The organism is Micromonospora coerulea (genome assembly GCF_016598485.1).
Lineage (GTDB): Bacteria > Actinomycetota > Actinomycetes > Mycobacteriales > Micromonosporaceae > Micromonospora > Micromonospora coerulea.
The window spans coordinates 274254-299843 of record NZ_JAEMUW010000001.1; the positions used below are offsets into that span (position 1 = coordinate 274254).

General features: G+C 71.4%; 27 protein-coding genes. 14 read left to right on the forward strand and 13 right to left on the reverse strand.

All coding sequences use genetic code 11. The features are described 5' to 3' along the window. Positions 1 to 62 precede the first annotated feature (62 nt). On the forward strand, positions 63 to 287 hold the full coding sequence (locus I8N68_RS01340; protein ID WP_200206558.1) for a hypothetical protein: 225 nt from the start codon (positions 63 to 65) through the stop codon (positions 285 to 287). Positions 288 to 417: 130 nt separating this feature from the next. Here the strand turns inward: I8N68_RS01340 and I8N68_RS01345 are convergent, their stop codons facing one another. Both I8N68_RS01345 and I8N68_RS01350 read right to left on the reverse strand, forming a co-directional pair. Continuing rightward, positions 418 to 1074, reverse strand: a complete 657-nt coding sequence (locus tag I8N68_RS01345) for a GNAT family N-acetyltransferase (protein ID WP_200206560.1) — start codon at positions 1072 to 1074, stop codon at positions 418 to 420. Positions 1075 to 1178: 104 nt separating this feature from the next. After that, a complete protein-coding gene (locus I8N68_RS01350) occupies positions 1179 to 1919 on the reverse strand; it encodes a class I SAM-dependent DNA methyltransferase (RefSeq protein ID WP_200206562.1) in 741 nt (246 codons plus the stop codon). Positions 1920 to 2057: 138 nt separating this feature from the next. Here I8N68_RS01350 and I8N68_RS01355 point away from each other — a divergent pair, with 138 nt between their 5' ends. The 6 genes from I8N68_RS01355 to I8N68_RS01375 all read left to right on the forward strand — a co-directional run bounded on the left by I8N68_RS01355 (position 2058) and on the right by I8N68_RS01375 (position 4818). After that, positions 2058 to 2534, forward strand: coding sequence for a GNAT family N-acetyltransferase (locus I8N68_RS01355; RefSeq protein ID WP_200206564.1), 477 nt, complete (start codon positions 2058 to 2060; stop codon positions 2532 to 2534). A gap of 69 nt (positions 2535 to 2603) precedes the next feature. After that, positions 2604 to 2729: a hypothetical protein gene (locus I8N68_RS33495; RefSeq protein ID WP_267909497.1), complete on the forward strand. Its 126-nt coding sequence runs from the start codon at positions 2604 to 2606 to the stop codon at positions 2727 to 2729. A 69-nt stretch (positions 2730 to 2798) separates the two neighbouring features. Next, the gene (locus tag I8N68_RS01360; protein ID WP_200206566.1) at positions 2799 to 3254 is read left to right on the forward strand and encodes a hypothetical protein; all 456 of its coding nucleotides are present in this window, start codon (positions 2799 to 2801) and stop codon (positions 3252 to 3254) included. Positions 3255 to 3324: 70 nt separating this feature from the next. Continuing rightward, on the forward strand, positions 3325 to 3642 hold the full coding sequence (locus I8N68_RS01365; protein ID WP_200206567.1) for an ArsR/SmtB family transcription factor: 318 nt from the start codon (positions 3325 to 3327) through the stop codon (positions 3640 to 3642). Continuing rightward, positions 3642 to 4130 (forward strand): SRPBCC domain-containing protein, encoded by a 489-nt coding sequence (locus tag I8N68_RS01370; RefSeq protein ID WP_200206569.1) that lies wholly within the window; start codon positions 3642 to 3644, stop codon positions 4128 to 4130. Before I8N68_RS01365 ends, I8N68_RS01370 begins: the two co-directional genes overlap by 1 nt. A gap of 25 nt (positions 4131 to 4155) precedes the next feature. Then, entirely contained in the window at positions 4156 to 4818 is a 663-nt protein-coding gene (locus I8N68_RS01375; protein WP_200206570.1) for a DUF998 domain-containing protein, read from the forward strand. Here the strand turns inward: I8N68_RS01375 and I8N68_RS01380 are convergent. The 3 genes from I8N68_RS01380 to I8N68_RS01390 all read right to left on the reverse strand — a co-directional run bounded on the left by I8N68_RS01380 (position 4805) and on the right by I8N68_RS01390 (position 6376). Then, positions 4805 to 5605 carry a class I SAM-dependent methyltransferase gene (locus tag I8N68_RS01380; RefSeq protein WP_234038313.1) on the reverse strand — a complete coding sequence of 267 codons (801 nt, stop codon included), beginning with the start codon at positions 5603 to 5605 and terminating at the stop codon, positions 4805 to 4807. The genes I8N68_RS01375 and I8N68_RS01380 overlap by 14 nt on opposite strands. Positions 5606 to 5623: 18 nt before the next feature. Then, entirely contained in the window at positions 5624 to 5986 is a 363-nt protein-coding gene (locus tag I8N68_RS01385) for a PH domain-containing protein (protein ID WP_200206574.1), read from the reverse strand. A 75-nt stretch (positions 5987 to 6061) separates the two neighbouring features. Then, on the reverse strand, positions 6062 to 6376 hold the full coding sequence (locus tag I8N68_RS01390) for a 4a-hydroxytetrahydrobiopterin dehydratase (RefSeq protein ID WP_200206576.1): 315 nt from the start codon (positions 6374 to 6376) through the stop codon (positions 6062 to 6064). 185 nt (positions 6377 to 6561) lie between these two features. On the opposite strand from I8N68_RS01390, the gene I8N68_RS01395 reads away from it, so the two are divergent. Continuing rightward, positions 6562 to 7002, forward strand: a complete 441-nt coding sequence (locus I8N68_RS01395) for a (deoxy)nucleoside triphosphate pyrophosphohydrolase (protein WP_200206578.1) — start codon at positions 6562 to 6564, stop codon at positions 7000 to 7002. An 86-nt stretch (positions 7003 to 7088) separates the two neighbouring features. On the opposite strand, the gene I8N68_RS01400 is transcribed toward I8N68_RS01395, so the two are convergent. The 7 genes from I8N68_RS01400 to I8N68_RS01430 all read right to left on the reverse strand — a co-directional run bounded on the left by I8N68_RS01400 (position 7089) and on the right by I8N68_RS01430 (position 16111). Continuing rightward, positions 7089 to 8159 (reverse strand): succinate dehydrogenase/fumarate reductase iron-sulfur subunit, encoded by a 1071-nt coding sequence (locus tag I8N68_RS01400; protein WP_200206580.1) that lies wholly within the window; start codon positions 8157 to 8159, stop codon positions 7089 to 7091. Further along, complete coding sequence (locus I8N68_RS01405; protein WP_200206582.1) at positions 8159 to 10072, reverse strand: fumarate reductase/succinate dehydrogenase flavoprotein subunit; 1914 nt, start codon at positions 10070 to 10072, stop codon at positions 8159 to 8161. Before I8N68_RS01405 ends, I8N68_RS01400 begins: the two co-directional genes overlap by 1 nt. A gap of 11 nt (positions 10073 to 10083) precedes the next feature. Continuing rightward, positions 10084 to 10890, reverse strand: coding sequence for a succinate dehydrogenase subunit SdhC (gene sdhC, locus I8N68_RS01410; protein ID WP_200206584.1), 807 nt, complete (start codon positions 10888 to 10890; stop codon positions 10084 to 10086). A 232-nt stretch (positions 10891 to 11122) separates the two neighbouring features. Then, entirely contained in the window at positions 11123 to 12454 is a 1332-nt protein-coding gene (locus tag I8N68_RS01415; protein WP_200206585.1) for a BtrH N-terminal domain-containing protein, read from the reverse strand. A gap of 190 nt (positions 12455 to 12644) precedes the next feature. Then, positions 12645 to 14096, reverse strand: a complete 1452-nt coding sequence (locus tag I8N68_RS01420; protein ID WP_200206586.1) for a TldD/PmbA family protein — start codon at positions 14094 to 14096, stop codon at positions 12645 to 12647. Next, positions 14093 to 15529, reverse strand: a complete 1437-nt coding sequence (locus I8N68_RS01425) for a TldD/PmbA family protein (protein WP_200206591.1) — start codon at positions 15527 to 15529, stop codon at positions 14093 to 14095. The genes I8N68_RS01420 and I8N68_RS01425 overlap by 4 nt, the downstream gene beginning before the upstream one ends. Positions 15530 to 15562: 33 nt before the next feature. Next, positions 15563 to 16111: a Uma2 family endonuclease gene (locus I8N68_RS01430; protein ID WP_200206593.1), complete on the reverse strand. Its 549-nt coding sequence runs from the start codon at positions 16109 to 16111 to the stop codon at positions 15563 to 15565. A gap of 286 nt (positions 16112 to 16397) precedes the next feature. Here I8N68_RS01430 and I8N68_RS01435 point away from each other — a divergent pair, with 286 nt between their 5' ends. The 5 genes from I8N68_RS01435 to I8N68_RS01455 all read left to right on the forward strand — a co-directional run bounded on the left by I8N68_RS01435 (position 16398) and on the right by I8N68_RS01455 (position 22379). Further along, the gene (locus I8N68_RS01435) at positions 16398 to 17456 is read left to right on the forward strand and encodes an ABC transporter ATP-binding protein (RefSeq protein ID WP_307812470.1); all 1059 of its coding nucleotides are present in this window, start codon (positions 16398 to 16400) and stop codon (positions 17454 to 17456) included. Continuing rightward, positions 17453 to 18535 carry an ABC transporter ATP-binding protein gene (locus tag I8N68_RS01440; RefSeq protein ID WP_307812471.1) on the forward strand — a complete coding sequence of 361 codons (1083 nt, stop codon included), beginning with the start codon at positions 17453 to 17455 and terminating at the stop codon, positions 18533 to 18535. Before I8N68_RS01435 ends, I8N68_RS01440 begins: the two co-directional genes overlap by 4 nt. Next, the gene (locus I8N68_RS01445; protein ID WP_200206597.1) at positions 18532 to 19539 is read left to right on the forward strand and encodes an ABC transporter permease; all 1008 of its coding nucleotides are present in this window, start codon (positions 18532 to 18534) and stop codon (positions 19537 to 19539) included. Before I8N68_RS01440 ends, I8N68_RS01445 begins: the two co-directional genes overlap by 4 nt. Positions 19540 to 19548: 9 nt before the next feature. Beyond that, the gene (locus tag I8N68_RS01450) at positions 19549 to 20535 is read left to right on the forward strand and encodes an ABC transporter permease (protein ID WP_200206599.1); all 987 of its coding nucleotides are present in this window, start codon (positions 19549 to 19551) and stop codon (positions 20533 to 20535) included. A 107-nt stretch (positions 20536 to 20642) separates the two neighbouring features. Beyond that, a complete protein-coding gene (locus tag I8N68_RS01455; protein ID WP_200206601.1) occupies positions 20643 to 22379 on the forward strand; it encodes an ABC transporter substrate-binding protein in 1737 nt (578 codons plus the stop codon). Positions 22380 to 22425: 46 nt separating this feature from the next. Here the strand turns inward: I8N68_RS01455 and I8N68_RS01460 are convergent, their stop codons facing one another. Continuing rightward, a complete protein-coding gene (locus I8N68_RS01460; protein ID WP_200206603.1) occupies positions 22426 to 24567 on the reverse strand; it encodes a S9 family peptidase in 2142 nt (713 codons plus the stop codon). Positions 24568 to 24653: 86 nt separating this feature from the next. Between I8N68_RS01460 and mshB the strand changes: the two genes are divergently transcribed. Further along, complete coding sequence (gene mshB, locus I8N68_RS01465; protein ID WP_200206611.1) at positions 24654 to 25577, forward strand: N-acetyl-1-D-myo-inositol-2-amino-2-deoxy-alpha-D-glucopyranoside deacetylase; 924 nt, start codon at positions 24654 to 24656, stop codon at positions 25575 to 25577. Positions 25578 to 25590: the final 13 nt, after the last annotated feature.

Consider the following 25590-nt stretch of genomic DNA (forward strand, 5'->3'; position numbering starts at 1 on the left):
GGCTTGCGCTCCTAGTGGTCGCTGTACGCCGGATGGTGTCCGGATCGCCATAGGATTCGTGGGTGGAAGAAGAGATCGTCCTCCATCTCGACCGGACGACAGCGAAGTACTTGGCGTACATGCTCTACGACGTTGGCGAGCACTCGGCGGCCGGAGCGCGCATTGCCCCCATGTCCACCGACGAGAGTGTCCGGCTCGGGGAAGTTCTCCGGGCGCTCTGGCGTGAGCTCGGTATCCCGCAGCCGTACGTCACGGACAGCGTCGCCGAGAGGCCGAGACGCATCTGACGTCGTGTGCAGGGAAGCTGCTACACAGGACAACCGGACGGAAGCGAGTTCAGGTGTAGCGCAGCTGCGGTGAGCAGCGCGAGCGCGGGAACGAGACTCAGGACCAACCGGACAAGACAGCGAGCCCTCGTCACCGCCTTCTTTGAGACGTAGCGCGGCGGGGCTGGAAGTCGAGTCGCATCACCACGCGCCGGCGGGTCGGCCGGCTCACCTCGGCGAACCCGGCGTCGGCGAAGATGCCGCGGCTGCCGACGTATAGCTCGCCCCAGGTGATCGTCTTGCCGGGCACCGTGATCATCGGATAGCCCTCCACGGCTCGGGCGCCACGCTCCCGGGCGAAGTCGACGGCCGCGGCGGCGAGCGCGCCGCTGACGCCGCGCCGGCGGAAACCGACGCGGGTGACGAAGCAGGTCACCGCCCAGACGCCGTCGTCGGCCGGGTCCTCGTCGCGGCCGGCCCACACGACCCGGCTGCCCAGCAGGTGCACGTAGACGGAGCGCGGCTGGACGGCGCACCAGCCGGCGGGCTCGCCGTCGAGGTAGGCGACCAGGCCGCTCGTCGTGCGGGCCCGGGGCTGGCCGCACCGGGTCTCCTCGCGCTGCCGCCGGGTGCGTTCCTCGACCGACTGCGCCCGCCACTCGGCCGGGGTGCTCTGGAACCACTGGCACTGGCACTCCGCCGCGCTGCCCCGCGTGCCGAAGACGGCCTGGAGGTCCTGCCAGCTCGCCTTGTTGGCGGGCACGACGGTGATCGCGGCGTCCCCGGCCTTCCCGGTCGTGTCCGCCATGGTCGCCGCACCGTCCCTTCGGATTCGGCCGCGCCCCGGCGACGCCACGACGAAGAGGTTGCCCACGGGGTGCCCGGACGTCAAGAAGGTCGCGACGGCGTCGGTCAGTCGGCCGGCCTCTCCCACACCGAGACGTGCTGCCGGCTCTCGCTGGTGAACGGCTCCCCGGTCCACCCGTCCCAGCGGTCGCACAGGCGGAGCCCGGCGAGCTGCGCCATCAGGTCGAGCTCCGCCGGCCAGACGTACCGGAACGGAATCGAGCGGTGTTCGGCGCGACCGTCGACCACCCGGACGTAGTTGGAGCTCGTCGCCTGGGTGGCCACGTCGTAGATGTCGTAGGCCCAGCCGGTCGGGCCGACCCGGAACGGCACGACGTTCTGGCCGGGCGGGAGCCGGCGCAACTCGGGGACCAGGACCTCGATGACGAAGCGACCACCGGGCGCCAGATGCGCGGCGACGTTTCGGAAGCAGCCGACCTGGGTCTCCTGGCTGGTCAGGTTCATGATGGTGTTGAAGACCAGGTACGCCAGCGAGAACGTCCCGTCCACCCTGGTCGTGGCGAAGTCGCCGATCGTCACGTCGATCGCGTCGCCGCCCGGCTTGGCCCGCAACCGGGCGACCATCGCCCGGGACAGGTCGATGCCGTGGACGGGCACGCCGCGACGGGCGAGTGGCAGCGCGACGCGCCCAGTGCCAATGCCCAGTTCGAGGGCACGGCCCGCACCGGCGAGGTCCGCGAGCACGTCCACCGTCGTCGCCACGACGTCGGGGTCGAACATCTCGATGGTCCGGTCGTCGTAGGCCGCCGCCACTTGCTCGCCGAAGTATCCATCCGTGTCGTGCATCGCCGGACCGTACCGCGCGGGCCGCGCCGACGCCGCCGATTAACCCGCGCCTGTGGATCCGAGCGCCGTCGACCGGTTGTGGCGGCAGCCCTCCGAACGCGGGCGGCGTGATCCGGGCCGGTGCAATATCGTACCGGCGTGCTGACGCCGAAACTCGAACCGATGACCGACGAGCAGTATCTGCGCTACCGCCAGCGAGCCGAGGCGAAGTACGCGCAGGACATCGCCGACTCGGGCGCGATGCCGCTGCCGGAGGCGCAGGAGAAGGCGCGCGAGGACTACGAGCGCCTCCTGCCGGACGGGCTGGCGACGGAGGGCCACCGGCTGTGGACCGCCTACGACGGCGATGACGAGGTCGGCATGCTCTGGCTGCACCTGGAGCAGAAATCGGACGGCCTGCACGCCTTCGGCTACGACTTCGAGGTGCGGGAGGACCTGCGCCGGAAGGGCTACGGCCGGGCGATCATGCAGACCTCCGAGCAGGTGTGTCGCGAGCTCGGCGTGGTCTCGATCGGTCTGAACGTCTTCGGTTTCAACCTCGGCGCCCGCGCGCTCTACGAGCAGATGGGGTACGAGGTCACCGCAATCAAGATGCGCAAGCGCCTGCAGCCCTGAGGCCTCCCACCGGTCGAGGGCCACCTCTCGGACTGGTCACCGCACCAGTCCGCGTGCGGGGAGACCACCGTGTCGGCCGAAAACGACCAGGGCGTACGGCATCGGGTCTTCTGTGACCTGTTGCTGCCCGGCGGCCGGCGCTGCCTCGTCCGCGCCGACCACGACGGGCCGTGCACCCGCCGCCTGGTCCGCTGACCGCTAAACCTCCGTCAATGTCGGGGCCCGCGGTTAGCGTGGATCTCGACCGTCGGAGGGGGTAGGGCAATGAAGGAGCGGCATGCCGCGCTCGCGCGGCTCGACGTGCTCGTCGGGCACTGGACCGTGCAGCCGAAGGTCGAGGGCCTCGGCACCGGGTGGACGGACATCGACTGGGTCGAGGACGGCCGGTTCCTCCGGCAGGTCTCCGACGCCGAACCGGTGCCGGAGACGGCGCCGCAGGCCTGGCGGGAGAACAACCCGTTGCCGGTGACGTCGCTGATGGGCCTCGACGATTCCGCCGACGAGTTCTCCATGCTGTACGCCGACGCGCGCGGCGTGCACCGGGTCTACCGGATGACGTTCGCCGACGGCGTGTGGCGGATCTGGCGGGAGGCGCCCGGGTTCCACCAGCGCTTCACCGGCACGCTGAGCGCCGACGGCGACACCATCGACGGCCGGTGGGAGCGGTCCACCGACGGCGTCGACTGGACGCTGGACTTCGAGCTGACGTACCGCCGCTGACGGTGCTTGCGACCTGGCGGGGCTACGTCGCGCCTTGACATGTGACCAAATGGTCACCTATATTGAGGTCGTGCCCGATGACGACCTCGTGTTCAAGGCGCTCGCCGACCCGACCCGGCGCTTCCTGCTCGACCTGCTCTTCGCCCGGGACGGCCGCACCCTCACCGAGCTGGAGTCCGAGTTGGCGATGACCCGGTTCGGCGTGATGAAGCACCTGCGCGTGCTCGAGGAGGCGGGTCTCGTCGTGTCCCGCCGGTCGGGCCGGGAAAAGCTGCACTTCCTCAACCCCGTGCCGATCCGCCAGATCCACGACCGGTGGATCGACAAGTACACCGCGCAGCACGCGTCGGCACTCGTCGGCCTGAAGACCGAGTTGGAGGACCAGTGATGACCAGCACCACGCGTACCGTCCAGGTCTACCGGATCTACATCCAGGCCACGTCGGAAGCGGTCTGGACGGCGATCACCGCTCCGGAGTGGAGCGAGCGGTACGGCTACCGCTCGCCCGCCCACTACGAGCTGCGCCCCGGCGGCCGGTACCGCGGCCTCGCGAGCCCGGAGATGACGGCCGCGGGCGTGCCGGAGGTGGCCGTCGAGGGCGAGGTCGTCGAGGTCGACCCGCCGCGGCGACTGGTGCAGACCTGGCACCCGGTCTGGGGCCCGGAGGCCGCCGCCGAGCCGGCCACCCGCCTTACCTACGAGATCGACGAGACCAGCCCCGGCGTCACCCGGCTGACGGTGCTCCACGACGTCACCGACGCGCCCAGCGTGGAAGCGATGGTCGCCGGGGAGGTGCCGAACGCCGGCGGTGGCTGGAGCGAGGTGCTCAGCGACCTCAAGACGCTGCTGGAGACCGGCAAGCCGCTGGCCGGCTGATCTGGGTCCAGGCGAGGAGCCGGTGATGAGCAGTCAATCAACGAGAACGCGCGATGCCCGTCCCGCCTTGTCGGCGGCCACCCGGACGCTGCTGGTCTGCGGCGCCCTGGCTGGGCCGGTCTTCGTCGGGACGGTGGCCGCCCAGGTCCTCACCCGCGATGGCTTCGACCTCCGCCGGCACCCGATCAGCCTGCTCACCCTCGGCGCCCAGGGCTGGATCCAGGTCGCCGCGTTCATCGTGGCCGGTCTGCTGAGCCTGGCGTACGCGGTGGGGTTGCGGCGGGTGCTTCGTGCCGGCCCGGCGGGGACCTGGGCGCCGCTGCTGGTCAGCGTCTTCGGCCTTGGCCTGGCCCTGGGTGGGATGTTCCGCCCGGACCCGGCGCTCAATTTCCCGCCCGGTGCGCCGGCCGGAAATGCGGACCCGATGAGCTGGCACGGCACGCTGCACGCCGTCGCCGCACCGCTCGCCTTCAGCGCGCTGGTGCTGGCCTGCTTCGTCGTCGTCCGCCGGGCCGTCGTCCTCGGGCAGCCTGGGTGGGCGGCCTACAGCGCGACGACCGGTGTGCTCGCCCTGGTGCTGGTCGCGTGGCCCGGTCAGGAAGGGCTCAGCGTACGGCTCGCCGTCGCGGTGACCATCGCCTTCTCCTGGACCACCGCACTGGCCCTCGGCCTGCTCACCTCGGAGTGATCGCCGCCCCGGCGCGGGCCACGACGATCAGTTCTCCGTCGTCACTCGCGCCCACCGGCTTCCGGTCCCAGCCGCCGTGGATCTGCTCGACGGTGAAGCCGGCGTCGGCCAGGGCCGCCCGCAGTTCCTCCTCGGTCCGGAAGCGCAGCGTCCCCGGGCTGCGCAGCTCGTCGCCGTCCGGCAGGAGGTAGTGGTGGACGAAGCTGACCAGGTCGTCGCGCACCTCGGTCAGCTCGGTCCAGGCCTGCACCACCGTGCCGTCCGGCAGGGCGATCCGGCGCCGCGAGTCGCGGGGGTTCCAGCGCTCCCACCGGCGGGCCGCCGGGTCGCGGGAGTCGAAGATCAGCCTGCCGCCGGGCACCAGCGCCCGGCGCAGGTCGGCCAGGGTCCGCGTCCAGTCGGCCTCCGCGCGGATCTCCTGCGCCACGTGGCTGGTCAGCACCGCGACGTCGTACGCGGCGTCCGGCAGGACCACGGACGTGCCCTCGATCCAGGTGACCCGGTCGGCGCCCGGCTTGGCCCGCGCGACGTCGAGGGAGGCGCGGTGCGGGTCGACGCCGGTGACGGTGTGGCCGGCGGCGGCCAGGGCCAGGGTGAGTCGCCCCGTGCCGCAGCCGAGGTCGAGCACCCGGGCCGCCGGGGTCTCGTCGACCGCCGCGAGGAAGAAGTCGTCGTCGCGGCCCCACGGGTTCTCCACGTCGTAGAGGGGCCCGACGCGCTGGTCCATTGAGGCCCCCTCGTCACCGCGGATGATCTCGCGCGGCCGCTGTGCGTGGAGGTCCGCCATGAGTGATCAGGATAGGGGTCAGGAGATGTGATGGAGGATCACGTTGTGCACGTGGTGGCTCTTCTGCGCGCCGCGGAACTCGACCTCGTAGGTGTGCGTGCCGACGTGGATGGCGATCGCGCCGGTGGAGAAGAACGCCCCGCCCCACGACTTGTTGCTGACCACGCTGACGCTGGTGATCTTCGAGTACGGGATGCTGGTGATGGCGTACCGCTTACCGACGAACGAGCGGTCCTGGATGATCACCCGCCGGTCGGTCAGGCCGATGAATCCGGTGCCCGCGCCGACCGCGTCGTAGACGGCGATGATCTGCTCGCCGTCCAGGAGCCCACTCTGGATCTGCTGAAACTGTTCCTTGCGGTCGTACGTCACGTTCACCATGCGGCCCACGGTAGGCAGGGCGCGCCAACAGCCGGCGGACTGCAAAAGGAGCCCCGGCCGATCAGACGACCTGGGTCAGGCGGGGGCGTCGGTGACCGCGCGGAAGGCGTCCTCGATGCGGGCCGCGAGCAGGACCTCGCCCTCGGTCAGCGGCTCGCCGTCACCGTGCCCGACCCGGATGTGGGTCCGATCCGCCCGCCGGCTGATCTCGGGGCGCAGGCGCAGCGCGTCCGCGACCACCTTGACCCTTTCGGTCAGGGCCGCGTGCTGGGTGTCGTCGAGGACCATGGTGCGGCGGATCTGCTCACCCTCCCGGGTCCACCCGGACAGCAGGGTGAGCGCGTCGTCGAGGTAGTCGTGCTTCGCCCGGCCGTTGAACAGCACGCGCATCACCGCACCCTCCCAGGCGTCGTTGCCGGCTTGTGGCCAAATCGTCGCCGTCCCGTGTCCTCGTAGACGACCTCTAGTTTGTCGTCGCACGAATGGTGTGTCCACGCCCACACTTCCGTGTTCTGTTGGCCTGACGGCCGGCTCCGCTACCCAAACCGCCGATTGATCTGGCACGCTGGACGGCCGTGCGGACCGAATGGGTTAGCGGGAACGGACAGGCCGACCGGCGCGAGCCGAAGGTTGTCGTCGGAGCGGCGATCATCGCGGACGGGCGGGTCCTGGCCTGCGCGCGCGCCGCGCCGGCTGAGGTCGCCGGCAAGTGGGAGTTCCCGGGTGGCAAGGTCGAGCCGGGGGAGAGCGAGACCGCCGCGCTGATCCGGGAGTGCGCCGAGGAACTCGCCGTACGCGTGGAGATCGGCGGCCGGGTCGGCCGCGACGTCCGGATGGCGCACGGCCGCTCCGTCCTCAAGGTGTACGCGGCCCGCCTGCTCCACGGCGACCAGCCCGAAGCGCTGGAGCACTCGGAGCTGCGCTGGCTCACCGCCGCGGAACTGGACACCGTGACCTGGCTCCCCGCCGACGCTCCGATCGTCGCCGCCCTCCGCCCGCTGCTCGCCCACCCCTGACCAGGGAAGCGGACACGGGGGCGAAAACGGGACGGGGGCCGGCGGCAGTTCGCCGCGGCCCCCGTCTTCGGTGTTTGTCGTCGTGCTCAGTGCTTCGGCTCGTCCTGGCTCGGGTGAGCGAAGTTGAGGTGCTCGGGCGGCAGCGGGAAGGTGATGTCGTCGCCGAACGGAGACGGCGCCGCCGCCCGGTCGAAGGTCAGCTCCGTCAGCGGCAGCTTGCCGTTTGCGTCGGTCGCCGGGGCGGTCGGGTGCGGCACCTCGCGGCGCCAGTTCACGCCGCGCTGCGCCTCCACCTCGTGCGGCGCGTCATGCGAACCGCCCGCGTGCGAATGCACCCCGCCGTGGGGGGCGCTCGAATGCACCGCGCCGCCGTGCTGGGCGCTGGTCACGAAGGTCTGAGGCACCTGACCCCTCCGGAAGATCTTGCTACCAAGCCACACGAGGGGATCGTACCTGTGGTCGACGACCCGCTCCTTCATGGGGATGATCCCGTTGTCGGTGATCTTGATGTGCTCGGGGCAGACCTCGGTGCAGCACTTGGTGATGTTGCAGAAGCCGAGCCCCTGCTCGGCCTGCGCGTACTCCTTGCGGTCCGTCCTTGCGTCGAGCGGGTGCATGTCCAGCTCGGCGGCCCGGATGAAGAACCGTGGACCGGAGAACGCCTGCTTGTTCTCCTCGTGGTCGCGGATCACGTGGCAGACGGTCTGGCACAGGAAGCACTCGATGCACTTGCGGAACTCCTGCGAGCGCTCGACGTCGACCTGCTGCATCCGGTAGTCGCCCGGGGCGACGTCGGCCGGCGGCGCGAAGGCCGGGGTCTCCCGGGCCTTCTCGTAGTTGAACGAGACGTCGGTGACCAGGTCCCGGATCACCGGGAACGTCCGCAGCGGCGTGACGGTGACCGTCTCCGCCTCCTCGAAGGTCGACATCCGGGTCATGCAGCTCAGCCGCGGCTTGCCGTTGATCTCCATCGAGCAGGAGCCGCACTTGCCGGCCTTGCAGTTCCAGCGGCAGGCCAGGTCCGGCGCCTCGGTGGCCTGGAGCCGGTGGATCACGTCGAGGACCACCTCGCCCTCGTTGACCTCGACCGTGTAGTCCTGGAGGTCGCCGCCGTTCTCGTCGCCCCGCCAGATGCGGAACTCACGCTTGGTTCCCATTACTTGCTCGCCTCCTCAGCGAGGGCGTCGAACTCCGCGAGCTCCTCGTCGGTCAGGTATTTGGCCAGCTCCCCGCGGTCGAAGAGACCGATCAGCTCCCCGCGCATCTTCGGCAGCGGCTTCCGGGTCAGCCGGACCGTGTCGCCGTCCAGCGAGCAGACCAGGTTGACCTGCCGCCACTTCGGGTCCATCCCCGGATGGTCCTCCCGGGTGTGTCCGCCGCGCGACTCCTGCCGCTCCAGCGCGGCCTTCGCGGTGCACTCCGAGACCACCAGCATGTTGCGCAGGTCCAGCGCCAAGTGCCAGCCCGGGTTGTAGCGCCGGCCGCCGGCCGCGCTCACCTTGGCCACCCGCTCGCGCAGCTCCGCCAGCCGGGCCAGCGCGTCGACCAGCTCGTTCTCCCGTCGGATGATGCCGACCAGATCCCCCATCACGGCCTGGAGATCCTGCTGGAGGGTGTACGGGCTCTCCCCGGTGTCCCGCTGCAGCGGGGCCAGCGCCGTCTCCACCGCGGCCTCGACCGCCGCCACCGCCACCGCCGGGCGCGCGGTGAGCTGATCGGCGTACGAGGCGGCGTGGCCGCCCGCCCGCTTGCCGAAGACCAGCAGGTCGGACAGGGAGTTGCCGCCCAGCCGGTTTGACCCGTGCATGCCGCCGGAGACCTCACCCGCGGCGAAGAGCCCCCGCACGGTGCCGAACGCGGCGCCCGAGTCCGGGTCCACCTCGACGCCGCCCATCACGTAGTGGCAGGTCGGGCCGACCTCCATCGGCTCCTTGGTGATGTCGACGTCGGCCAGCTCCTTGAACTGGTGGTACATCGACGGCAGTCGGCGCCGGATCTCCTCGGCCGAGCGCCGGGAGGCGATGTCGAGGTAGACGCCGCCCGCGGGCGTACCCCGGCCGGCCTTGACCTCGCTGTTGATCGCCCGGGCGACCTCGTCGCGGGGGAGCAGCTCCGGCGGGCGCCGGTTGTTGTCCGGGTCGGTGTACCAGCGGTCCGCCTCCTCCTCGGTCTCCGCGTACTGCTTGCGGAAGACGTCGGGGACGTAGTCGAACATGAACCGCTTGCCGTCGGAGTTCTTCAGCACGCCGCCGTCGCCGCGCACCGACTCGGTGACCAGGATGCCCTTCACCGAGGGAGGCCAGACCATGCCGGTCGGGTGGAACTGGAGGAACTCCATGTTGATCAGGGTGGCCCCGGCGCGCAGCGCGAGCGCGTGACCGTCCCCGGTGTACTCCCAGGAGTTCGAGGTGACCTTGTAGGACCGGCCGACGCCGCCGGTCGCGAGAACCACCGCGGGGGCCTCGAAGAGAATGAACTCCCCGGACTCCCGGTAGTAGCCGAACGCGCCGGCCACCCGGTCCCCGTCCAGCAGCAGCTCGGTGATGGTGGTCTCGGAGAAGACCCTGATCCGGGCCTCGTAGTCGCCGTGGTCGCGCTTGTCCTCCTGCTGAAGGGAGACGATCTTCTGCTGGAGGGTGCGGATCAGCTCCAGGCCGGTCCGGTCGCCGACGTGCGCCAGCCGCGGGTACTCGTGGCCGCCGAAGTTGCGCTGCGAGATCTTCCCGTCCTTGGTCCGGTCGAAGAGCGCGCCGTACGTCTCCAGCTCCCAGATCCGGTGCGGCGACTCCTTCGCGTGCAGCTCGGCCATCCGGAAGTTGTTGAGGAACTTGCCGCCGCGCATGGTGTCGCGGAAGTGCACCTGCCAGTTGTCCCGGCTGTTCATGTTCCCCATCGCCGCCGCCGCGCCGCCCTCGGCCATCACGGTGTGCGCCTTGCCGAAGAGCGACTTGGAGATGATCGCGGTCTTCTTGCCGGCGAGCCGAGCCTCGATCGCCGCGCGCAGGCCGGCGCCGCCGGCCCCGATCACGACGACGTCGTAGTGGTGTCGTTCGATTCGCGTCTCAGTCATGTTCAGGGCCCTCAGTTGATGAAGCGCAGGTCGTTGAACCAGCCGGCCGCGACGGCCATCACGTAGAAGTCGGTCAGGGCCAGGGTGCCGAGGGTGATCCAGGCGAGCTGCATGTGCCGGACGTTCAGCCAGGACACTCCCGTCCACGCCTGGTAGCGCAGCGGATGCTTCGAGAAGTGCTTGAGCCGCCCGCCGATGATGTGCCGGCAGGAGTGGCAGGAGATGGTGTACGCCCAGAGCATCACCACGTTGGCCAGCAGGATCAGGTTGCCAAAGCCGAAGCCGAAGCCCTTCGGCGAGTGGAACGCGTAGATCGCGTCGTACGTGTTGATCAACGAGATGATCACGGCGGCGTAGAAGAAGTAGCGGTGCAGGTTCTGGCCGAGCAGCGGGAAGCGGGTCTCCCCGCCGTACGCCTGGTGCCCGTCCGGCACCGCGCAGGCCGGCGGCGACAGCCAGAACGACCGGTAGTACGCCTTGCGGTAGTAGTAGCAGGTCAGCCGGAACAGCAGCAGGAACGGCAGGGTCAGCGCCGCGTCCGGGATGATCCACCAGCCGGGCAGGAAGCTGCCGAAGTGCGAGGAGCCCTCGGTGCACCGCTCGGTCACGCAGGGGGAGTAGAACGGGGTCAGGTAGTGGTACGCGTCCACCCAGTACCACTTGTGCATGAAGACCCGGACCGTCGCGTACGCGACCCAGGCGGTGAGCCCGGCGAAGGTGAGCAGTGGGGCGAGCCACCAGCGGTCAGTGCGCAACGTCTTCGCCGCGATCGCGGCGCGTGTCCGCGCCCCCCGCGGCCTCGTTGCCGATGATGTCATTCGAGTCGTCTCCCTGACGGGGCCCTCGCGGGCGGCGGATCAGTCGTACCGGTCAGCGGACCGGCGAGACCGCGTCCACTGCCACGTCTTGCGCACGCAGGCGACCGCACCGGCGTACCGGCGCAGCTAAGTGACACACGTTACGCCGATCTTCGCGGCCCGGCCGCGCAACGCAGTGTCCCGTGTGTCCCGCACGTTGGAAAGACCTTGGCGCATGATCGATGTCCGCCCGTTAGGAAAGATCGCCGCCCAACGCCGTCACCGCGTCCCGTTCGAGTTCCAGGCAGGACTCGACCAGATGGGCCATGGCGGCGAACAGCTCCCGGCGGCCCGCCTCGCCGAGCGGGTCGGCGGCGGCGTGCTCCTCCGCGAGCTGGTTCAGCCGCCGGGTCAGCCTCCGGATCTCGGGTTCGGCGTCCCGCCCCCGGCTGAAGACCAACGCCATGCGCTCCTCGGCCACCTCGGTGTACGCGCCGAGGCCCTGCACGGTGTCCAGGGCGAGCGCCGCCAGCCGCGACCACTGTTCGCCGGAGCGGCGGAACAGCTCGGCGGCCTCGGCGAACCGGCTGCCGCCGACCACGCGCCCGGTCTCGTCGAGGAAGTCGGCGTAGACCGGGCGGGTCGCGCCGGGCGCGGTGTACTCCAGCTCCAGGCACTCGTACAGCCGGCGTACACCGTGGAAGAAGGGGACGGGGGCGCCGAAGCGCCGGACCCACCCGTTCCTGGTCCGGACGTCCCGCAGCTGTTCGGCGAGCTTCGCCATGCCCCGGAAGCCGAAATTGGCGTCGAAGCTGTTGCCGAGCACCGGGCCGGTCAGGTGCGCCACGGTGGTGGCCACGGCGTCGCGGATCGCGTCCGGCAGGTCCACCCGCTGGTGCGGGTCGCCGAGCGTGATGCCCTGGTGGCGGCCCTTGCGGTGAGCCGACCAGGCCGCGGCGAATTCCGGTATTGGGAGTGGGCGCGGCTGCGGACCCTCGTCGTCGAGCAGCAGGATGTCCCCGTCGGCACCGGCAACCACCACCGGGTACGGGTCGGTACCGGGCCCGGGTTCGAGGCCGTGCCACGGCAGTCGGCTGCGGTCGACGGTGGCGAAGACCGGCCGTCCGGCGCCCAGCGCCGCCCGGAGCCGGTTGAGCGCGGGGCCCGCCGTCGCGCTGTGCTCGTCGGAGTAGGTCAGGCCGAGCCGGTCCAGCGCGGCGGGCACCCAGGGCTGCGGGTGGTGCTGCGCCACGATGGTCAGCAGCGGGGGAAGGTCCCGGTACTCGAAGACCGCGTACATGAAGCCGACGCCACCGCCGAGACCCGCGAGCATCGCCTCCGTGTACGGCGCGCCGGTGTGCGGGGCGCGTACCCCCTGGGCCTCCAGCACGTGGGCGAGCAGACCGGACTCGCGGTGGTGCCGCGCGCCGAAGGTGCGGTAACCCGGCACGATGCCGGGCGGCAGCGGCCGGTCGGCCGACGTCTCGCCACTGGCCAGCACCTGGCGGCGTGCGGTGGTGTAGCTCTCGCCGGTGGCCGCCATGCGCGCCCGGATCCGCTGCTTCAACTTTCGCTGCTCGGTCATGATCTACGCCTTCTGGACAGCGCGACCGCCGTACCCCACGCCAGCGTCGCGTCCATCCGGCGGATCGCACTGAACGGAACGCACAGCCCGCGATGGCAATGTGCCACCTTCGCCTCCGCGCCGCCCGGCGGCGTGGGCGCCAGGTCAGGAGGTCCGGCACGCGAGCGTGCCGACGACCACCATACCGGCTTCAGCCGGAGGCACCGCCGGTGAAGTTCCAGGCGGCCAGCCGCACCGGCGGGGCCTCCCACCAGACGCCGTCGATTCGATCCGGCTGCCGCACCGACCACCGCCCCAGGCCGAGCACCGCGCCCGGGCCGAGCGCCCGGGGGTACGACTCGGTGAACCGGAAGTCGCGGACCGGCCGGGTCGGCACGCCGTCCTCGACCAGCCAGACGCCGTTGCGGGTCAGGCCGGTGATGACCAGGCTCTTCGGGTCGAGCACCCGGGTGTACCAGAAGTCGCTCACCAGCAGCCCGCGCTGCACGTCGGCGAGCAGCTCGGCGGTGTCCGGGTCCGCCACCGCGCCCGTCACACCGGTCGCCACCGAGCCGCCGCCGGTCGCGCCACCGGCTGCGGTGCCACCGGTCGCGGCCGCGCCGACGCCCCCGCCGGCCGCGTCTGCGGACGCGGGTGCGGCGAGCAGGCGGATGTTGCGGGGGGTCGGGCCGAAGGTGGACGCGCCGATCATCCCGTGACCGGTGGACCCGGTGCCCAACTCGGCGCCGCTGCGCCGGTCGTGGGCCACCGCGCGGGTGGTACCGGCGTCGACCAGGGTCAACGCCCGCCGGGGGCTGCCCTCCAGGTCGTACGGGAAGGCGGAGCCGTGCAGCGGGTCGTCGACCAGGGTCACCGAGCGGTCGAACTGCTCGGCCCCCGGCTCGGCGAAGGACTGCCGCTCGGCGTACCGCTTGCCGTTGAAGCCGTACCAGGAGAGGTTCTGCAGCAGGTCTGCCACGGCCGCCGGCTCGAGCACCACCTCGTAGCGCCCCGGGGGTAGCTCGACCGGGTCGGCCGCGGCCCGTGCCTTCGCCGCCGCCCGGGCGCCGAGGGCGGCGCCGTCGAGGTCGGCGAGCCGGTCGGCGCAGTGCCGGGCCACCCCGTCCGACCCGCCGATGCGGGCGATGCCGTCCATCGCCGCCTCGGTGGTGCGGCCGAGCGCCGAGTGGCCGGCCGAGTTGGCGAAGGCCCCGGACCGGTACGACGTGCGGCAGTAGCCGGCCGCCTCCAGCCCGCCCACGGCGTCCACGAAGTCGCGGACCCGGGCGGCCCGCTCGTCCGGCTCGGCGAACGCGGTGGACTCGTCGAAGACGGCGCTGGCGACGATCGGGGAGGGCGGGGTCAGCCCGGGCCAGGCCGGGTCCGGCGGGCAGAGCCGCGCCGCGGCGAGGGTCCGCTCCACCAGCGCGCGCAGGCCGTCGTCGTCGACCAGGCTGCCGCTGCCGGCCGCGGTGCGCCCGTCGACGTGCACGCGCAGCCGCACGCCGACACCCGACTCCGCGACGTTCTGATGGATGAACGAGTTGGCGAACCGGGTGAGCGCCAGATCCGCCCGGGTCACCACGGCCTCGGCCTGGGCGTCCGGCCCGGCGAGCCGGCGGATCAGCTCCACCACCCGACCGGCGATCTCCAGCTCGGTCATGCGCGTACCCCCACTCGGACGTTGCGGAAGCGGGCCGGGGCGGCCGGGTGGCCGGTGTGCCCGGTCTGGCCGGGCTGGCCCTTGCCGCAGTTCGGCGTGCCCCACGGGACGATCTCGGCGGAGAGCATGTCCATCGAGCGCCAGAAGAGCGGGCCGATCCCGGTGTAGGTGGGGTTGCGCAGCATCCGCCCGCGCCGGCCGTTGCGCACCTCCCAGCCGATCTCGCAGCCGAACTGGAAGTTGAGCCGCTTGTCGTCGATGGACCAGGAGCGGTTGACGTCCATCAGCACCCCGTCGTCGGTGGCGGCGATGATCTCGTCGAGCGTGTGCGGGCCGGGCTCCAGGCCGACGTTGGTCATCCGCACCATCGGCAGCCGGGCCCAGCCGTCGGCGCGTACGCTGCCGCCGTAGTCGAGACCGGCGACGGCGGCCGAGTCCCGGCCGGCGAGCACGCCCACCCACCGCCCCTCGCGGACGGCGTCCCGCCGCACCGCCGGGGAGCCCTCGTCGTCGTAGCCGAAACTGCCCAGCGCGCCGGGGATGGTCGGGTCGATGGTGACGTTCATCAGCTCGGAGCCGTAGCGCAGCGTGCCGAGCTGGCCCAGGTCCAGCCAGGACGTGCCGGCGAAGGCCGCCTCCCAGCCGAGGATCCGGTCCAGCTCGATGGCGTGGCCGACCGACTCGTGGATCTGCAACGCGAGCTGCTCGCCGCCGAGGATCAGGTCGGTCTCGCCGGCGGGGCACTCGGGGGCGGTGAGCAGCTCCCGGGACTCCTCGGCGATCCGGGCGGCGTGCGCGGCCAGGTCCAGCGAGGTGACCAGCTCCCAGCCGGTGGTGCCGTACTGCCCGCGGTAGCTCGGGTAGGACCGGCGCTGCGTCTCGCCGTCCCCGATGGAGGTGGCCGAGATGCCGCCGCCGCACTCGCGGATCCGCTGGTCGATCCGGTGCCCCTCGCTGGAGACGAACCACTTGGCGGTGTCCCAGATCTGGTAGAGCCCCTCGGCCAGGTCGGCACCGTGCTCCCGGATCGTCCCGGTGGCCTGGACCAGCAGGTCGCCCTTGCCGGACAGCGGCACGCCGAGCGGGTCGACCGCGCAGCCGGAGGACCAGCTCGCCACGGTGGGCTCGCTGGGGACCAGGTCGACGGGCGGGCCGGGGACCCGCGCACTCGCGGCGGCGATCCGCGCGGCGCGCCGGCCGGCGTCGCGGGCCGCGGCGTCCGACAGCTCCGGTACGGCGTGGAAGCCCCAGCTCGACCCGACCAGCGCCCGGACGCCCAGCCCGACGCTCTCGTCCTGGGTCAGCTCCTCGATGTCCCCGTTGCGGGCCGACATCGACTCGTAGCGGCGGTGCATCACCCGGACGTCCGCGTACCGGGCGCCCGCGTCGAGGGCGGCCTGGACGGCGGCGCTCGCCGTGTCGAACTCGGTCATGCGACCGACCCTAGGCGAGCCGACCGACATCCGTCAGGGGACGAGATCCTCGGGCCGGATCGTCGCCTGCACCGGCTCGGTCAGGGTGAGAGTTTGACCCCTCGTCGTTGTCGAGTGTTCGGCGTAGTGGCTGCCCTGTCGACGGTAGAGCCGCAGGGCGCCGGTTTCCTGCTCGACCAGTAGGTACCACTCGATGCCGGCGGCAGCGTAGTAGTGCATCTTGAGCACCTTGTCGGTGGCCGCGTTACTCGGCGAAATGATCTCGCAGACCAGGTGAACGGCGTTCGCCTCGATGACGAGTTCGTCGAGGTCGACCGGATCGGTGACGACCAGGTCGGGGATGGGGATCCGGCCCGGCCGGAGCCGGACGTTGACCGCCTCCAGCAGTTCCAACCCGACGGCCTCGGCCGCCGTTTCGAAGATGTTTCCCAGCTTGCGTGAGATCCGCTGGTGCCGGGGGGTGGGGGCTGGGGTCACGTGGAGGCTCCCGTCGAAGAGTTCGACGCGTTGCTGCGTCTCGCCGAGGGCGAGGTACTCCTCTTCGGTCCACGGTCCGTCATGGCCGAACACCGCCGCGGTCATGGTCACCTCCACCTCGTGCCGGCGGGAATTCTCACTCGGTCACCCCGACCCATCGTCGCACCCGACGTGCGATCGAGGCGGGGTGACATCGAGTTGTGGCCGTGGATGTCCAGGTGAGGACTGTTCACGCCCGATGCCGAGTCGTTACGCTGAGCGCCGCTGACAGCTCCCCACTTGTAGCTTATTTTCGCCCTCAGAAGTTTGCTGTAGGTTCTCTTCATCACTGAGGGAGGCGGTCGTGGGCAGGTCGGATTCGGCGCCGTCCGGGGAACCGGACCGTCCCGAGGTGCCGGAGCAACGCGCCGGCGAGGGACAGCCCTATCTGCGGGTGAACGACCTGCGGGTCCGGTTCGACACCGAGGACGGCGTGGTCCGCGCGGTCGACGGGGTGTCGTTCGCGGTCGAGCGCGGCCGCACGCTCGGCATCGTCGGCGAGTCCGGCTCGGGCAAGAGCGTCACCTCGCTGGCCATCCTGGGCCTGCACCACACCAAGCGCGCCACCATCACCGGCGAGATCTCCGTCGGCGGCCGCCAACTGGTCGGGCTGCCCGAGGAGCAGGTACGCCGGCTGCGCGGCCGGGACATGGCGATGATCTTCCAGGATCCGCTGTCGGCGTTGCATCCGTACTTCACGGTCGGTCGGCAGATCGCCGAGGCGTACCGGGTGCACCATCCGCGGGCGGGGAAGCGCGAGGCCCGGTCGCGGGCGGTGGACATGCTCGGCCGGGTGGGGATTCCGCAGCCGGCGCGGCGGTTCGATCAGTACCCGCACGAGTTCTCGGGCGGGATGCGGCAGCGGGCGATGATCGCGATGGCGTTGGTCAACGATCCGGATCTGCTGATCGCCGACGAGCCGACCACCGCCCTGGACGTGACGGTGCAGGCGCAGATCCTCGACCTGTTGTCGGACCTGCAGGCGGAGTTCCGGTCGGCGATCATCCTGATCACCCATGACCTCGGCGTGGTGTCCCAGGTGGCCGACGACGTGCTGGTGATGTACGGGGGCCGGGCGGTCGAGCAGGGCAGTGTCGAGCAGGTGCTGCGCCGGCCGCAGCATCCGTACACGTGGGGGTTGTTGTCGAGCGTGCCGTCGTTGCACGGTGACGCGGACGCGGACCTGGTCCCGATCAAGGGCAACCCGCCGTCACTGATCAACCTTCCGTCGGGGTGTGCGTTCCACCCACGCTGCCGCTACGCCGGCCGCAACGGCGATCGGTCGTTCACCGAGGTCCCCGAGCTCCGCCCGGCGGGGGAGGCCGGCCACCTGGCCGCCTGTCACCTGCCGGTCGACGAGCGGACCCGGCTCTACCAGGAGGACGTCGCACAGGTGGGAGTCGCCCAGTGAGCAGCCCGTCGACGGCCACGCAGACTCCGCCGGTGTCCCCGGCCGAGCCGCTGCTGCGGGTCCGGGGCCTGGCCAAGCACTTCCCGGTCCGTGCCGGGTTCCGATCGAGCGGCGCGGTCCGGGCGGTGGACGGGCTGGACTTCGACGTGCGCCCCGGCGAGACCCTCGGCCTGGTCGGGGAGTCCGGCTGTGGGAAGACCACGACCGGGCGGATGCTGGTGCGGTTGCTGCAGCCGACGGCCGGCACGATCGAGTTCGCCGGGCGGGACATCACGCACGCGCGGCGGGGTGCGTTGCGGCCGCTGCGGCAGGACCTGCAGATCATCTTCCAGGACCCGTACGCGTCGCTGAACCCCCGGCACACGGTCGGCCGGATCGTGGCCATGCCGTTGCAGGTCAACGGGATCACCCCGCCCGGCGGGGTGAAGAAGCGGGTGCAGGAGTTGCTGGAGCTGGTCGGGTTGAACCCGGAGCACTACAACCGGTATCCGCACGAGTTCTCCGGCGGGCAGCGCCAGCGCATCGGCATCGCCCGCGCGCTGGCCCTGCGGCCGAAGCTGATCGTGGCCGACGAGCCCGTCTCCGCCCTCGACGTCTCCATCCAGGCGCAGGTGATCAACCTGCTCCGTGACCTGCAACGGGACCTGGACCTGGCGTTCGTGTTCATCGCCCACGACCTGGCCGTGGTGCGGCACTTCTGTCACCGCGTCGCCGTCATGTACCTCGGCAAGATCGTCGAGATCGGCGACCGGGACGACATCTACCAGCGCCCGCAGCACCCGTACACCCGGGCGCTGTTGTCGGCGATCCCGGACGTGACCACCCTCGGCCCGGCCGGCCGGATCCGGCTCACCGGGGATGTGCCGACGCCGCTGAACCCACCCTCGGGCTGCCGGTTCCGCACCCGGTGCTGGAAGGCCCAGGACCGCTGCGCCACCGAGGAACCCGCCCTGACCAACCGCGACGGCGGCCGCCAGCTGACCGCCTGCCACTACCCCGAACAGGGGCCGGTCGGCGCGGGTCCCGAGCCGGGGCCGGACGCCCCGGCGACGAGCGGAACCGTGGAGGTGTCGCAGTGAGCCTGTCCCCGGTCGAGGGCGCGGCGCGGGCCGAGATCGAGCCGGCCGCCGACCCGGTCACGCCCGAGGAGAAGTCGATCGTCGGCCGCTCACCCGGCCAGCTAGCCTGGGCCCGGCTGCGCCGGGACCGGACGGCGACGGTCAGCGGCGTGGTGCTGGTGATCGTCATCGTGCTGGCGCTGGCCGCGCCGCTGGTCTCGAAGCTGTACGGCGTCGGTCCCGACGAGCAGTTCTCGGACCGCCTCGACGGCAACGGCATGCCGCTGGGCTACGTCGGCGGGATCACCGGCGACCACTGGTTCGGCCTCGAACCCCGACTCGGTCGCGACATCTTCATCCGGATGATCTACGGGATGCGGACGTCGCTGTTCATCGCGTTCGCCGCCGCCCTGGTCACCACCGCGATCGGCGTGGTCGCCGGCATCCTCGCCGGCTTCCTGGGCGGGATCGTGGACACGGTGATCAGCTGGATCACCGACGTGGCGCTGGCCCTGCCGTTCCTCATCTTCGCCCTCGCCGTGGTGCCGACCGCGTCGCTGCGCTTCTACGGCCCGCGCGAGGAGGTGCCGCCGGCGTTCCAGGTGGCCGTCCTGATCGTCATCTTCGCCGTGTTCGGCTGGACCAGCACCGCCCGGCTGGTCCGCGGACAGGTGATCTCGCTGCGCGAACGGGAGTTCGTGGAGGCGGCCCGGGCCAGCGGCGCCGGGCTGGGGCACATGCTCTTCCGGCAGCTCCTGCCGAACCTCTGGGCGCCGATCCTGGTCGCCTTCTCGCTGGCGGTGCCGCAGTACATCACCGGCGAGGCGGCGCTGTCCTTCCTGGGCATCGGCATCCTGGAGCCCACCGCCGACTTCGGTCGGATGATCTTTCAGAGCATCCCGTACCTGCAGACCGACCCGGCGTACGTCTTCTTCCCCGGCGTCACGATCTTCATCCTCGTGCTCGCCTTCAACCTGCTCGGCGACGCGCTGCGTGACGCGCTCGACCCGAAGTCGTCCCGGTAGGGGTTTGCCATGACACGTTTCCTCGTGCGGCGGCTGCTCTCCGCCGTGCTCACCCTGTTCGCGGTGAGCGTGCTCAGCTTCCTGATGTTCTTCGGCCTGCCGAAGGACCCGGTCAGCGGCATGTGTCCGAAGAACTGCAACGCGGAGCGGCTGGAGCGGGTCCGCGAGGAGCTGGGCCTGCGTGACCCGCTGCCGGAGCAGTACGCCAACTACATGAAGGGCATCGTGACCGGCCGGGACCTGGGCAGCTCCCAGGGCGGCCGGTGTGACGCCCCCTGCCTCGGCTACTCCTACGTCAACAGCGAGGCGGTCACCGACACCCTGGCCCGGGTGCTGCCGGTGACGCTGAGCATCGTCATCCCGGCAGCGGTGCTCTGGCTGGTGCTCGGCGTCGGGCTCGGCATCATCTCGGCGCTGAGACGGGGCACCGCGCTGGACCGGCTGGCGATCGGCTTCTCCCTGGCCGGCGCGTCGCTGCAGCTCTACTTCGTCGGCGCGGTGCTGCTGCTGATCTTCACGTACAACCTGCGGATCACCCCGGTGCCCAGCTACACCTCCATCTTCGACAATCCGCTGAAGTGGGCCAGCGGGCTGGTGCTCGCCTGGGTGGCGCTGGCCTTCCTCTTCTCCGCGATCTACGCCCGGCTGTCGCGGGCGCAGATGCTGGAGACGCTGTCGGAGGACTTCGTCCGCACCGCACGGGCCAAGGGCCTGGCCAAACCCGCGGTGTACGGGCGGCACGCGCTGCGCGCGGCGATCACCCCGGTGGTGACCATCGCCGGCCTGGACGTGGGCAGCGCGCTGGGCGGCACGGTGATCACCGAGACCACCTTCGGCATCCAGGGGCTCGGCCGGACCGCCGTGGACGCGGTCAAGGCGGGGGACCTGCCGACCATCATGGCCACCGTGCTGATCTCGGCGGTCTTCATCGTGGTCGCCAACATCGTGGTGGACCTCCTCTACGCCGCCATCGACCCGCGGGTCCGGTTGCGATAGCGCAACGGCGGCGGGCTGGGCATGGAGAAATCCACCGCTCTCTGTTACACAAACCGTAGTTTTCCTACGTCGTCTGACGAGGCTCCAGATAGGGGAGGAGGGCGCAGATGCGCCTGAAGAGGGCAGCCGCCGCTGGCGGAGCGCTCGCACTGCTCGTGGTGATGGGGGCGTGCAGCGAGAACAAGGGCACCGGTGGTGGCGATGAGGCCGACCGGGTGCAGAGCGGTTCGATCGCCACCGACCCGAAGGAGTCGATGGGTCCGGCCGCCGAGGTTCCGGGCGCCGCCAAGGGCGGCACCTTCCGGGTGATCCGGGAGACCAAGATCTCGCACCTCGACCCGCAGCGGGTCTACTCGTTCGCCGGTCTGATGAACGCGCCGCTCTACAGCCGTTTCCTGACCACCTTCAAGGACGACGGCGCGGGCAAGGTGACCCTGGTCGGCGACCTCGCCGAGACGCCGGGCACGGATGTCAACAAGGACTGCAAGGTCTGGGAATTCAAGATCAAGGACGGGGTGAAGTTCGAGGACGGCAGCGCGATCACGGCCAAGGAGATCGCGTACGGCATCGCCCGCTCCTTCGACCCGGACCTGACCGGCGGCCCCACCTACCTGCAGGAGTGGCTGGCCGACAGCCCGCAGTACGACACCAAGTGGAACTTCAAGGCGAACAAGAGCTCGCTGCCCCCGGGTCTGACCACCCCGGACGCGAAGACGATCAAGTTCGAGTTCGCCAAGCCGCACTGCGACCTGCCGTTCGCCGCGTCGCTGCCGTACACCGCTCCGCTGAAGCCGGAGAAGGACACCGGCGTCAACCTGGACAACCAGCCCTTCTCCTCGGGCCCGTACAAGATCACCAAGAACACCGCCGGTGTCGAGCTGGTGATGGAGCGCAACGAGAACTGGGACCCGAAGACCGACCCGGTGCGCCACGCGTACCCGGACAAGGTCGTCTGGACCTACGGCCCGGACGCCGAGGCGGGCGCCAACCGGGTCATCGCCGACAACGGCGACGACCAGACGGCGCTGGCCTGGAACGGCGTCCCCTCGGCGCTGGTCGCCAAGGTCTCCGGTGACGCGGCGCTCAAGCCGCGCTCGGTGCAGGGCCAGACCCCCAGCCTCTGGCGGCTCACCATCAACACCAGCCGGGTCACCGACCTGACGGTGCGCCAGGCGCTGAACTACGCGATCGACCGGGACGGCTTCATCAAGGCGTACGGCGGTGAGGCGAGCGCCAGGGCCGTCACCACCCTGATGCCGCCGTCGACGATCGGCTTCGAGAAGTACGACGCCTACCCGGCCGGCCCGAGCGGCAACATCGAGAAGGCCAAGGAGCTGCTCGCCGGCAAGACGCCCGAGCTGGTGCTCGGCATCAGCGACGACTCACCGGAACTCGCCACCCAGCTCAAGGGCAACCTGGAGAAGGCCGGCTTCAAGATCACGGTGAAGACCATCCCGACCGACGCCAAGCTCGACGAGGTCGGCAAGAAGAACAACCCGTGGGACCTCTACACCGACCAGTGGGCCGCCGACTGGCCCAGCGGCGCGGCGATCCTGCCGGTGCTCTTCGACGGCCGCACCATCAAGGCCGAGAACAACAGCAACACCGCGTACGTCAACAGCGACGAGATCAACAAGGAGTTCGACCGGGTGCTCGCCATGCCCGCCGCCGAGCAGGGCAAGGAGTGGGCCAAGCTCGACAAGCGGATCATGACCGAGCTCGCCCCGGCCGTGCCGCTCTTCGTCGAGCAGGGCTACTACCTGCACGGGTCGAAGGTGGGCGGGATCTACCTGTCCAGCATCTTCGGCTACCCGGCGCTGACGAACGCGTACGTCAAGCAGTAACCGCAGTGCGCGCAGCGGCCCCGGTCCACGACCGGGGCCGCTTCGTTCACAGGTGCCGGCGCAGGAAGTCCAGCTCCAGCCGGAGCAACCGCTCGGCGGTGCCGTCGGAGGCCAGATGGGTCGCCCCGGTCAACGGCAGCACCGCGTGCGGCCGGCCGGCGGCCAGCAGCGCCGCCGAGAGCCGCAGGGTGTGCGCGGCCAGCACGTTGTCGTCGGCCAGCCCGTGCACCAGCAGCATCGGCCGGGCCTGCTCCGGGCCGCCCACCGGCTCGGCGGCCAGCTCCACCAGTGAGTGGTGGGCGTACACGTCCATCCCGTCGTCCGGCAGGCCCAGGTAGCGCTCGGTGTAGGCGGTGTCGTACAACGTCCAGTCGGTGACCGGCGCGCCGACGATGGCGCACCGGAACAGCTCCGGGTGGCGCAGCACCGCCAGCCCGGCCAGCCACCCGCCGAACGACCAGCCCCGCACGGCCACCCGGTCCAGGTCCAGGTCCGGGTGCTTGCCCGCCAGGGCGGTGAGCGCGTCCACCTGGTCGGCGAGGATCACGTCGGCCAGCCGCCGGTGGATCGCCTTCTCGAACGACGGCGCGATCCCCGGGGTGCCCCGGTTGTCGATCGTCACCACCGCGAAGCCCGAGTCGGCCCACCACTGCCGTTCCAGCCACGCCGCCCGCGCCGCGATCACCTCCTGGTGCCCCGGGCCGCCGTAGACGTCCAGCAGCACCGGCAGCCGGGTGCCCTTCACGTGGTCGGTCGGGTAGAGCACCGCGGACGGCAGCCGCCGGTCGGTCACCCGGACCAGCGTCGGCCGCGGCGCGTAGGGCGGGTTAGCGGCCAGCGAGCGGAGCTGCGCCACCTCCCGGTCGCCGTGCCAAACCGTCCACCGGGTCCCGGGGTGCTCCAGCGAGGCGGTGCCGACCACCAGCGTCGCGCCGCCGATCGCGGCGGTGTGCCAGCCCGGGTCGCCGCTCATCCGGCGGGCGTCCACGCCGCCACCGATCGCCGTTCGGACCCGGAACAGGTGCCGCTGGCTCGGTTCGCCCTCGCTCGCCTCGACCAGCAGGTCCGCCGGGCCGTTGCCGGCGGGCAGCCGGCCCACCACGCGGCGTACGTACAGCGACGGCGGGGTGAGCAGGGTGCCGTCGGCGAAGAGGCAGCGGGCGTCGTACCCGTCGTGGGCCAGCTCCCCGCCGACCAGCACCCGCCCGTCCGGCAGGTGCGCCGGGGTGCCCGGAATCGGCTCCACCCAGCGCGGGTCGGCCAGCTCGGCGTGTACCTGCGTCTCCCCGGTCCGCGGGTCCACGGCGAGCACCAGGCCGTGCTGCTGGGAGCGGCGCAGCACGGTGATCAGCGGACCGCCGTCCGCCCAGTCGACCGAGGTCAGGTACGGGTAGGTCTCGCGGTCCCAGTGCACGTCGACCCAGCCGTCGTCCAGGTCTAGCAGGTGCAGGCTGACCTGCGCGTTCTGCCCGCCCGCCCGGGGGTAGGCGACGGTCGTCGGCGGGCTCGCCGGGTCGGCCGGGTCGTGCAGGTACCAGCGCGGCAGCCGGGACTCGTCCACCCGCGCGGCCAGCACCGAGCGCCCGTCCGGGGCCCACCAGTAACCGCGGAACCGGTCGAACTCCTCCGCCGCGACGTGCTCGGCCAGCCCCCAGGTGACGCCGCTGTCCTCGCCGGCGAGCAGGGTGTCCGTGCCGTCGGACTCGACCACCCGCAGCTGGCCCCGGCGCACCCCCTCCGCGGCGTCGGTCACGTAGGCCAGCCGCTCCCCGGTCGGGTCCGGCCGCGGGTCGATCACCGGGCCGACGGTGTCCACCTCGATCACGTCGCCGTGCACCAGGTCCGCCCGGAACAATCGGCCGGCCAGCGCGAACACCGCGATCCGGCCGGCCGCGTCCAGGGCGTACGAGCCGATGCCGGCGGCGCTGAGCCGCAACCGTTCGCGCAGCGCCCGCTCGCCGGGGGCCAGCGCGGCCGGGTCGGCGTCCGCCTCGAGCAGGGTGGCCGGGTCGGCGATCAGCCGTTCCTCGGCGGTGGCGACGTCCAGCAGCCACAGCGCGTCGGCGGGATCCTCCGGACCGGACGAGCGCAGGAAGATCACCCGGGAGCCGTCCTCGGCGACGCTGACGGCGCGCGGCGCCCCGTGGCTGAACCGGCGGGTACGGGCGGCCAGCTCGGGAAAGTCCACAGTTCGGATCGTAGAGCCGCGCCGGGCGTGATGTGGCCGACCTGCGCGGACGCGTCAGGCTCGGCGGGGGACGACCGCCGGTTAGAGTGACGATCGTGACGACGCTGCCCGACCGACGCCTGCTGCTGGTCCACGCGCACCCCGACGACGAGTCCATCGGCACCGGTTCCACGATGGCGCACTACGCCGCGTCCGGCGCCCAGGTCACCCTGGTGACCTGCACGCTGGGCGAGGAGGGCGAGATCCACGTGCCGGAGCTGACCCAGCTCGCGGCGGCGGAGGCCGACCAGCTCGGTGGGTACCGGATCGGCGAGCTGGCCGCCGCGTGCGCCGCGCTCGGCGTCACCGACCACCGCTTCCTCGGCGGCGCCGGCCGCTACCGCGACTCCGGCATGATGGGCCTCGCCACCAACGAGCACCCCCGCGCCTTCTGGCAGGCCGACCCCGACGAGGCCGCCGGGCACCTGGTGGAGATCATGCGGGAGGTACGCCCCCAGGTCATGATCACGTACGACCCCAACGGCTTCTACGGGCACCCGGACCACATCCAGGCGCACCGGGTGGCGATGCGCGCCGTCGAGCTGGCCGCCGTCGAGGGCGTCGCCCCGGCCAAGGTCTACTGGACGGCCATGCCGCGCAGCGTGCTGGCGGCCGGCCTGGACCACTTCGTCGACTCGTCGGACAACCCTTTCGCCGGCATCGAAAGCGCCGACGAGCTGCCCTTCGGTACCCCCGACCCGGAGATCGCGGCGCGGATCGACGCCACCGAGCAGCACGCCGCCAAGGAGGCGGCGATGCGGGCGCACGCCACCCAGATTCCGGCCACCTCCTGGCTCTACTCCATCGCCGGCAACTTCGGCGCGGAGTTCATGGGGGTGGAGTACTTCACCCTCGCGGTCGGCGAGAAGGGCCCGGGCAACGGCCCGTACGGCTGGGAGGACGACCTCTTCGCGGGCCTGGCGCTGGACGGGCCGGACCGGTCCCCGGTCGCGGCGGCCGGCCTCCGGTGACCCTGCCGGCCGC

Coding starts and splice junctions, on each gene's coding strand:
- I8N68_RS01345 (WP_200206560.1), bottom strand. CDS start 1,074: ATGGCGGACACGACCGGGAAGGCCGGGGACGCCGCGATCACCGTCGTG.
- I8N68_RS01350 (WP_200206562.1), bottom strand. CDS start 1,919: ATGCACGACACGGATGGATACTTCGGCGAGCAAGTGGCGGCGGCCTAC.
- I8N68_RS01360 (WP_200206566.1), top strand. CDS start 2,799: ATGAAGGAGCGGCATGCCGCGCTCGCGCGGCTCGACGTGCTCGTCGGG.
- I8N68_RS01370 (WP_200206569.1), top strand. CDS start 3,642: ATGACCAGCACCACGCGTACCGTCCAGGTCTACCGGATCTACATCCAG.
- I8N68_RS01375 (WP_200206570.1), top strand. CDS start 4,156: ATGAGCAGTCAATCAACGAGAACGCGCGATGCCCGTCCCGCCTTGTCG.
- I8N68_RS01380 (WP_234038313.1), bottom strand. CDS start 5,605: ATGGCGGACCTCCACGCACAGCGGCCGCGCGAGATCATCCGCGGTGAC.
- I8N68_RS01385 (WP_200206574.1), bottom strand. CDS start 5,986: ATGGTGAACGTGACGTACGACCGCAAGGAACAGTTTCAGCAGATCCAG.
- I8N68_RS01390 (WP_200206576.1), bottom strand. CDS start 6,376: ATGCGCGTGCTGTTCAACGGCCGGGCGAAGCACGACTACCTCGACGAC.
- I8N68_RS01400 (WP_200206580.1), bottom strand. CDS start 8,159: ATGGGAACCAAGCGTGAGTTCCGCATCTGGCGGGGCGACGAGAACGGC.
- I8N68_RS01405 (WP_200206582.1), bottom strand. CDS start 10,072: ATGACTGAGACGCGAATCGAACGACACCACTACGACGTCGTCGTGATC.
- sdhC (WP_200206584.1), bottom strand. CDS start 10,890: ATGACATCATCGGCAACGAGGCCGCGGGGGGCGCGGACACGCGCCGCG.
- I8N68_RS01415 (WP_200206585.1), bottom strand. CDS start 12,454: ATGACCGAGCAGCGAAAGTTGAAGCAGCGGATCCGGGCGCGCATGGCG.
- I8N68_RS01420 (WP_200206586.1), bottom strand. CDS start 14,096: ATGACCGAGCTGGAGATCGCCGGTCGGGTGGTGGAGCTGATCCGCCGG.
- I8N68_RS01425 (WP_200206591.1), bottom strand. CDS start 15,529: ATGACCGAGTTCGACACGGCGAGCGCCGCCGTCCAGGCCGCCCTCGAC.
- I8N68_RS01430 (WP_200206593.1), bottom strand. CDS start 16,111: ATGACCGCGGCGGTGTTCGGCCATGACGGACCGTGGACCGAAGAGGAG.
- I8N68_RS01450 (WP_200206599.1), top strand. CDS start 19,549: ATGACACGTTTCCTCGTGCGGCGGCTGCTCTCCGCCGTGCTCACCCTG.
- I8N68_RS01455 (WP_200206601.1), top strand. CDS start 20,643: ATGCGCCTGAAGAGGGCAGCCGCCGCTGGCGGAGCGCTCGCACTGCTC.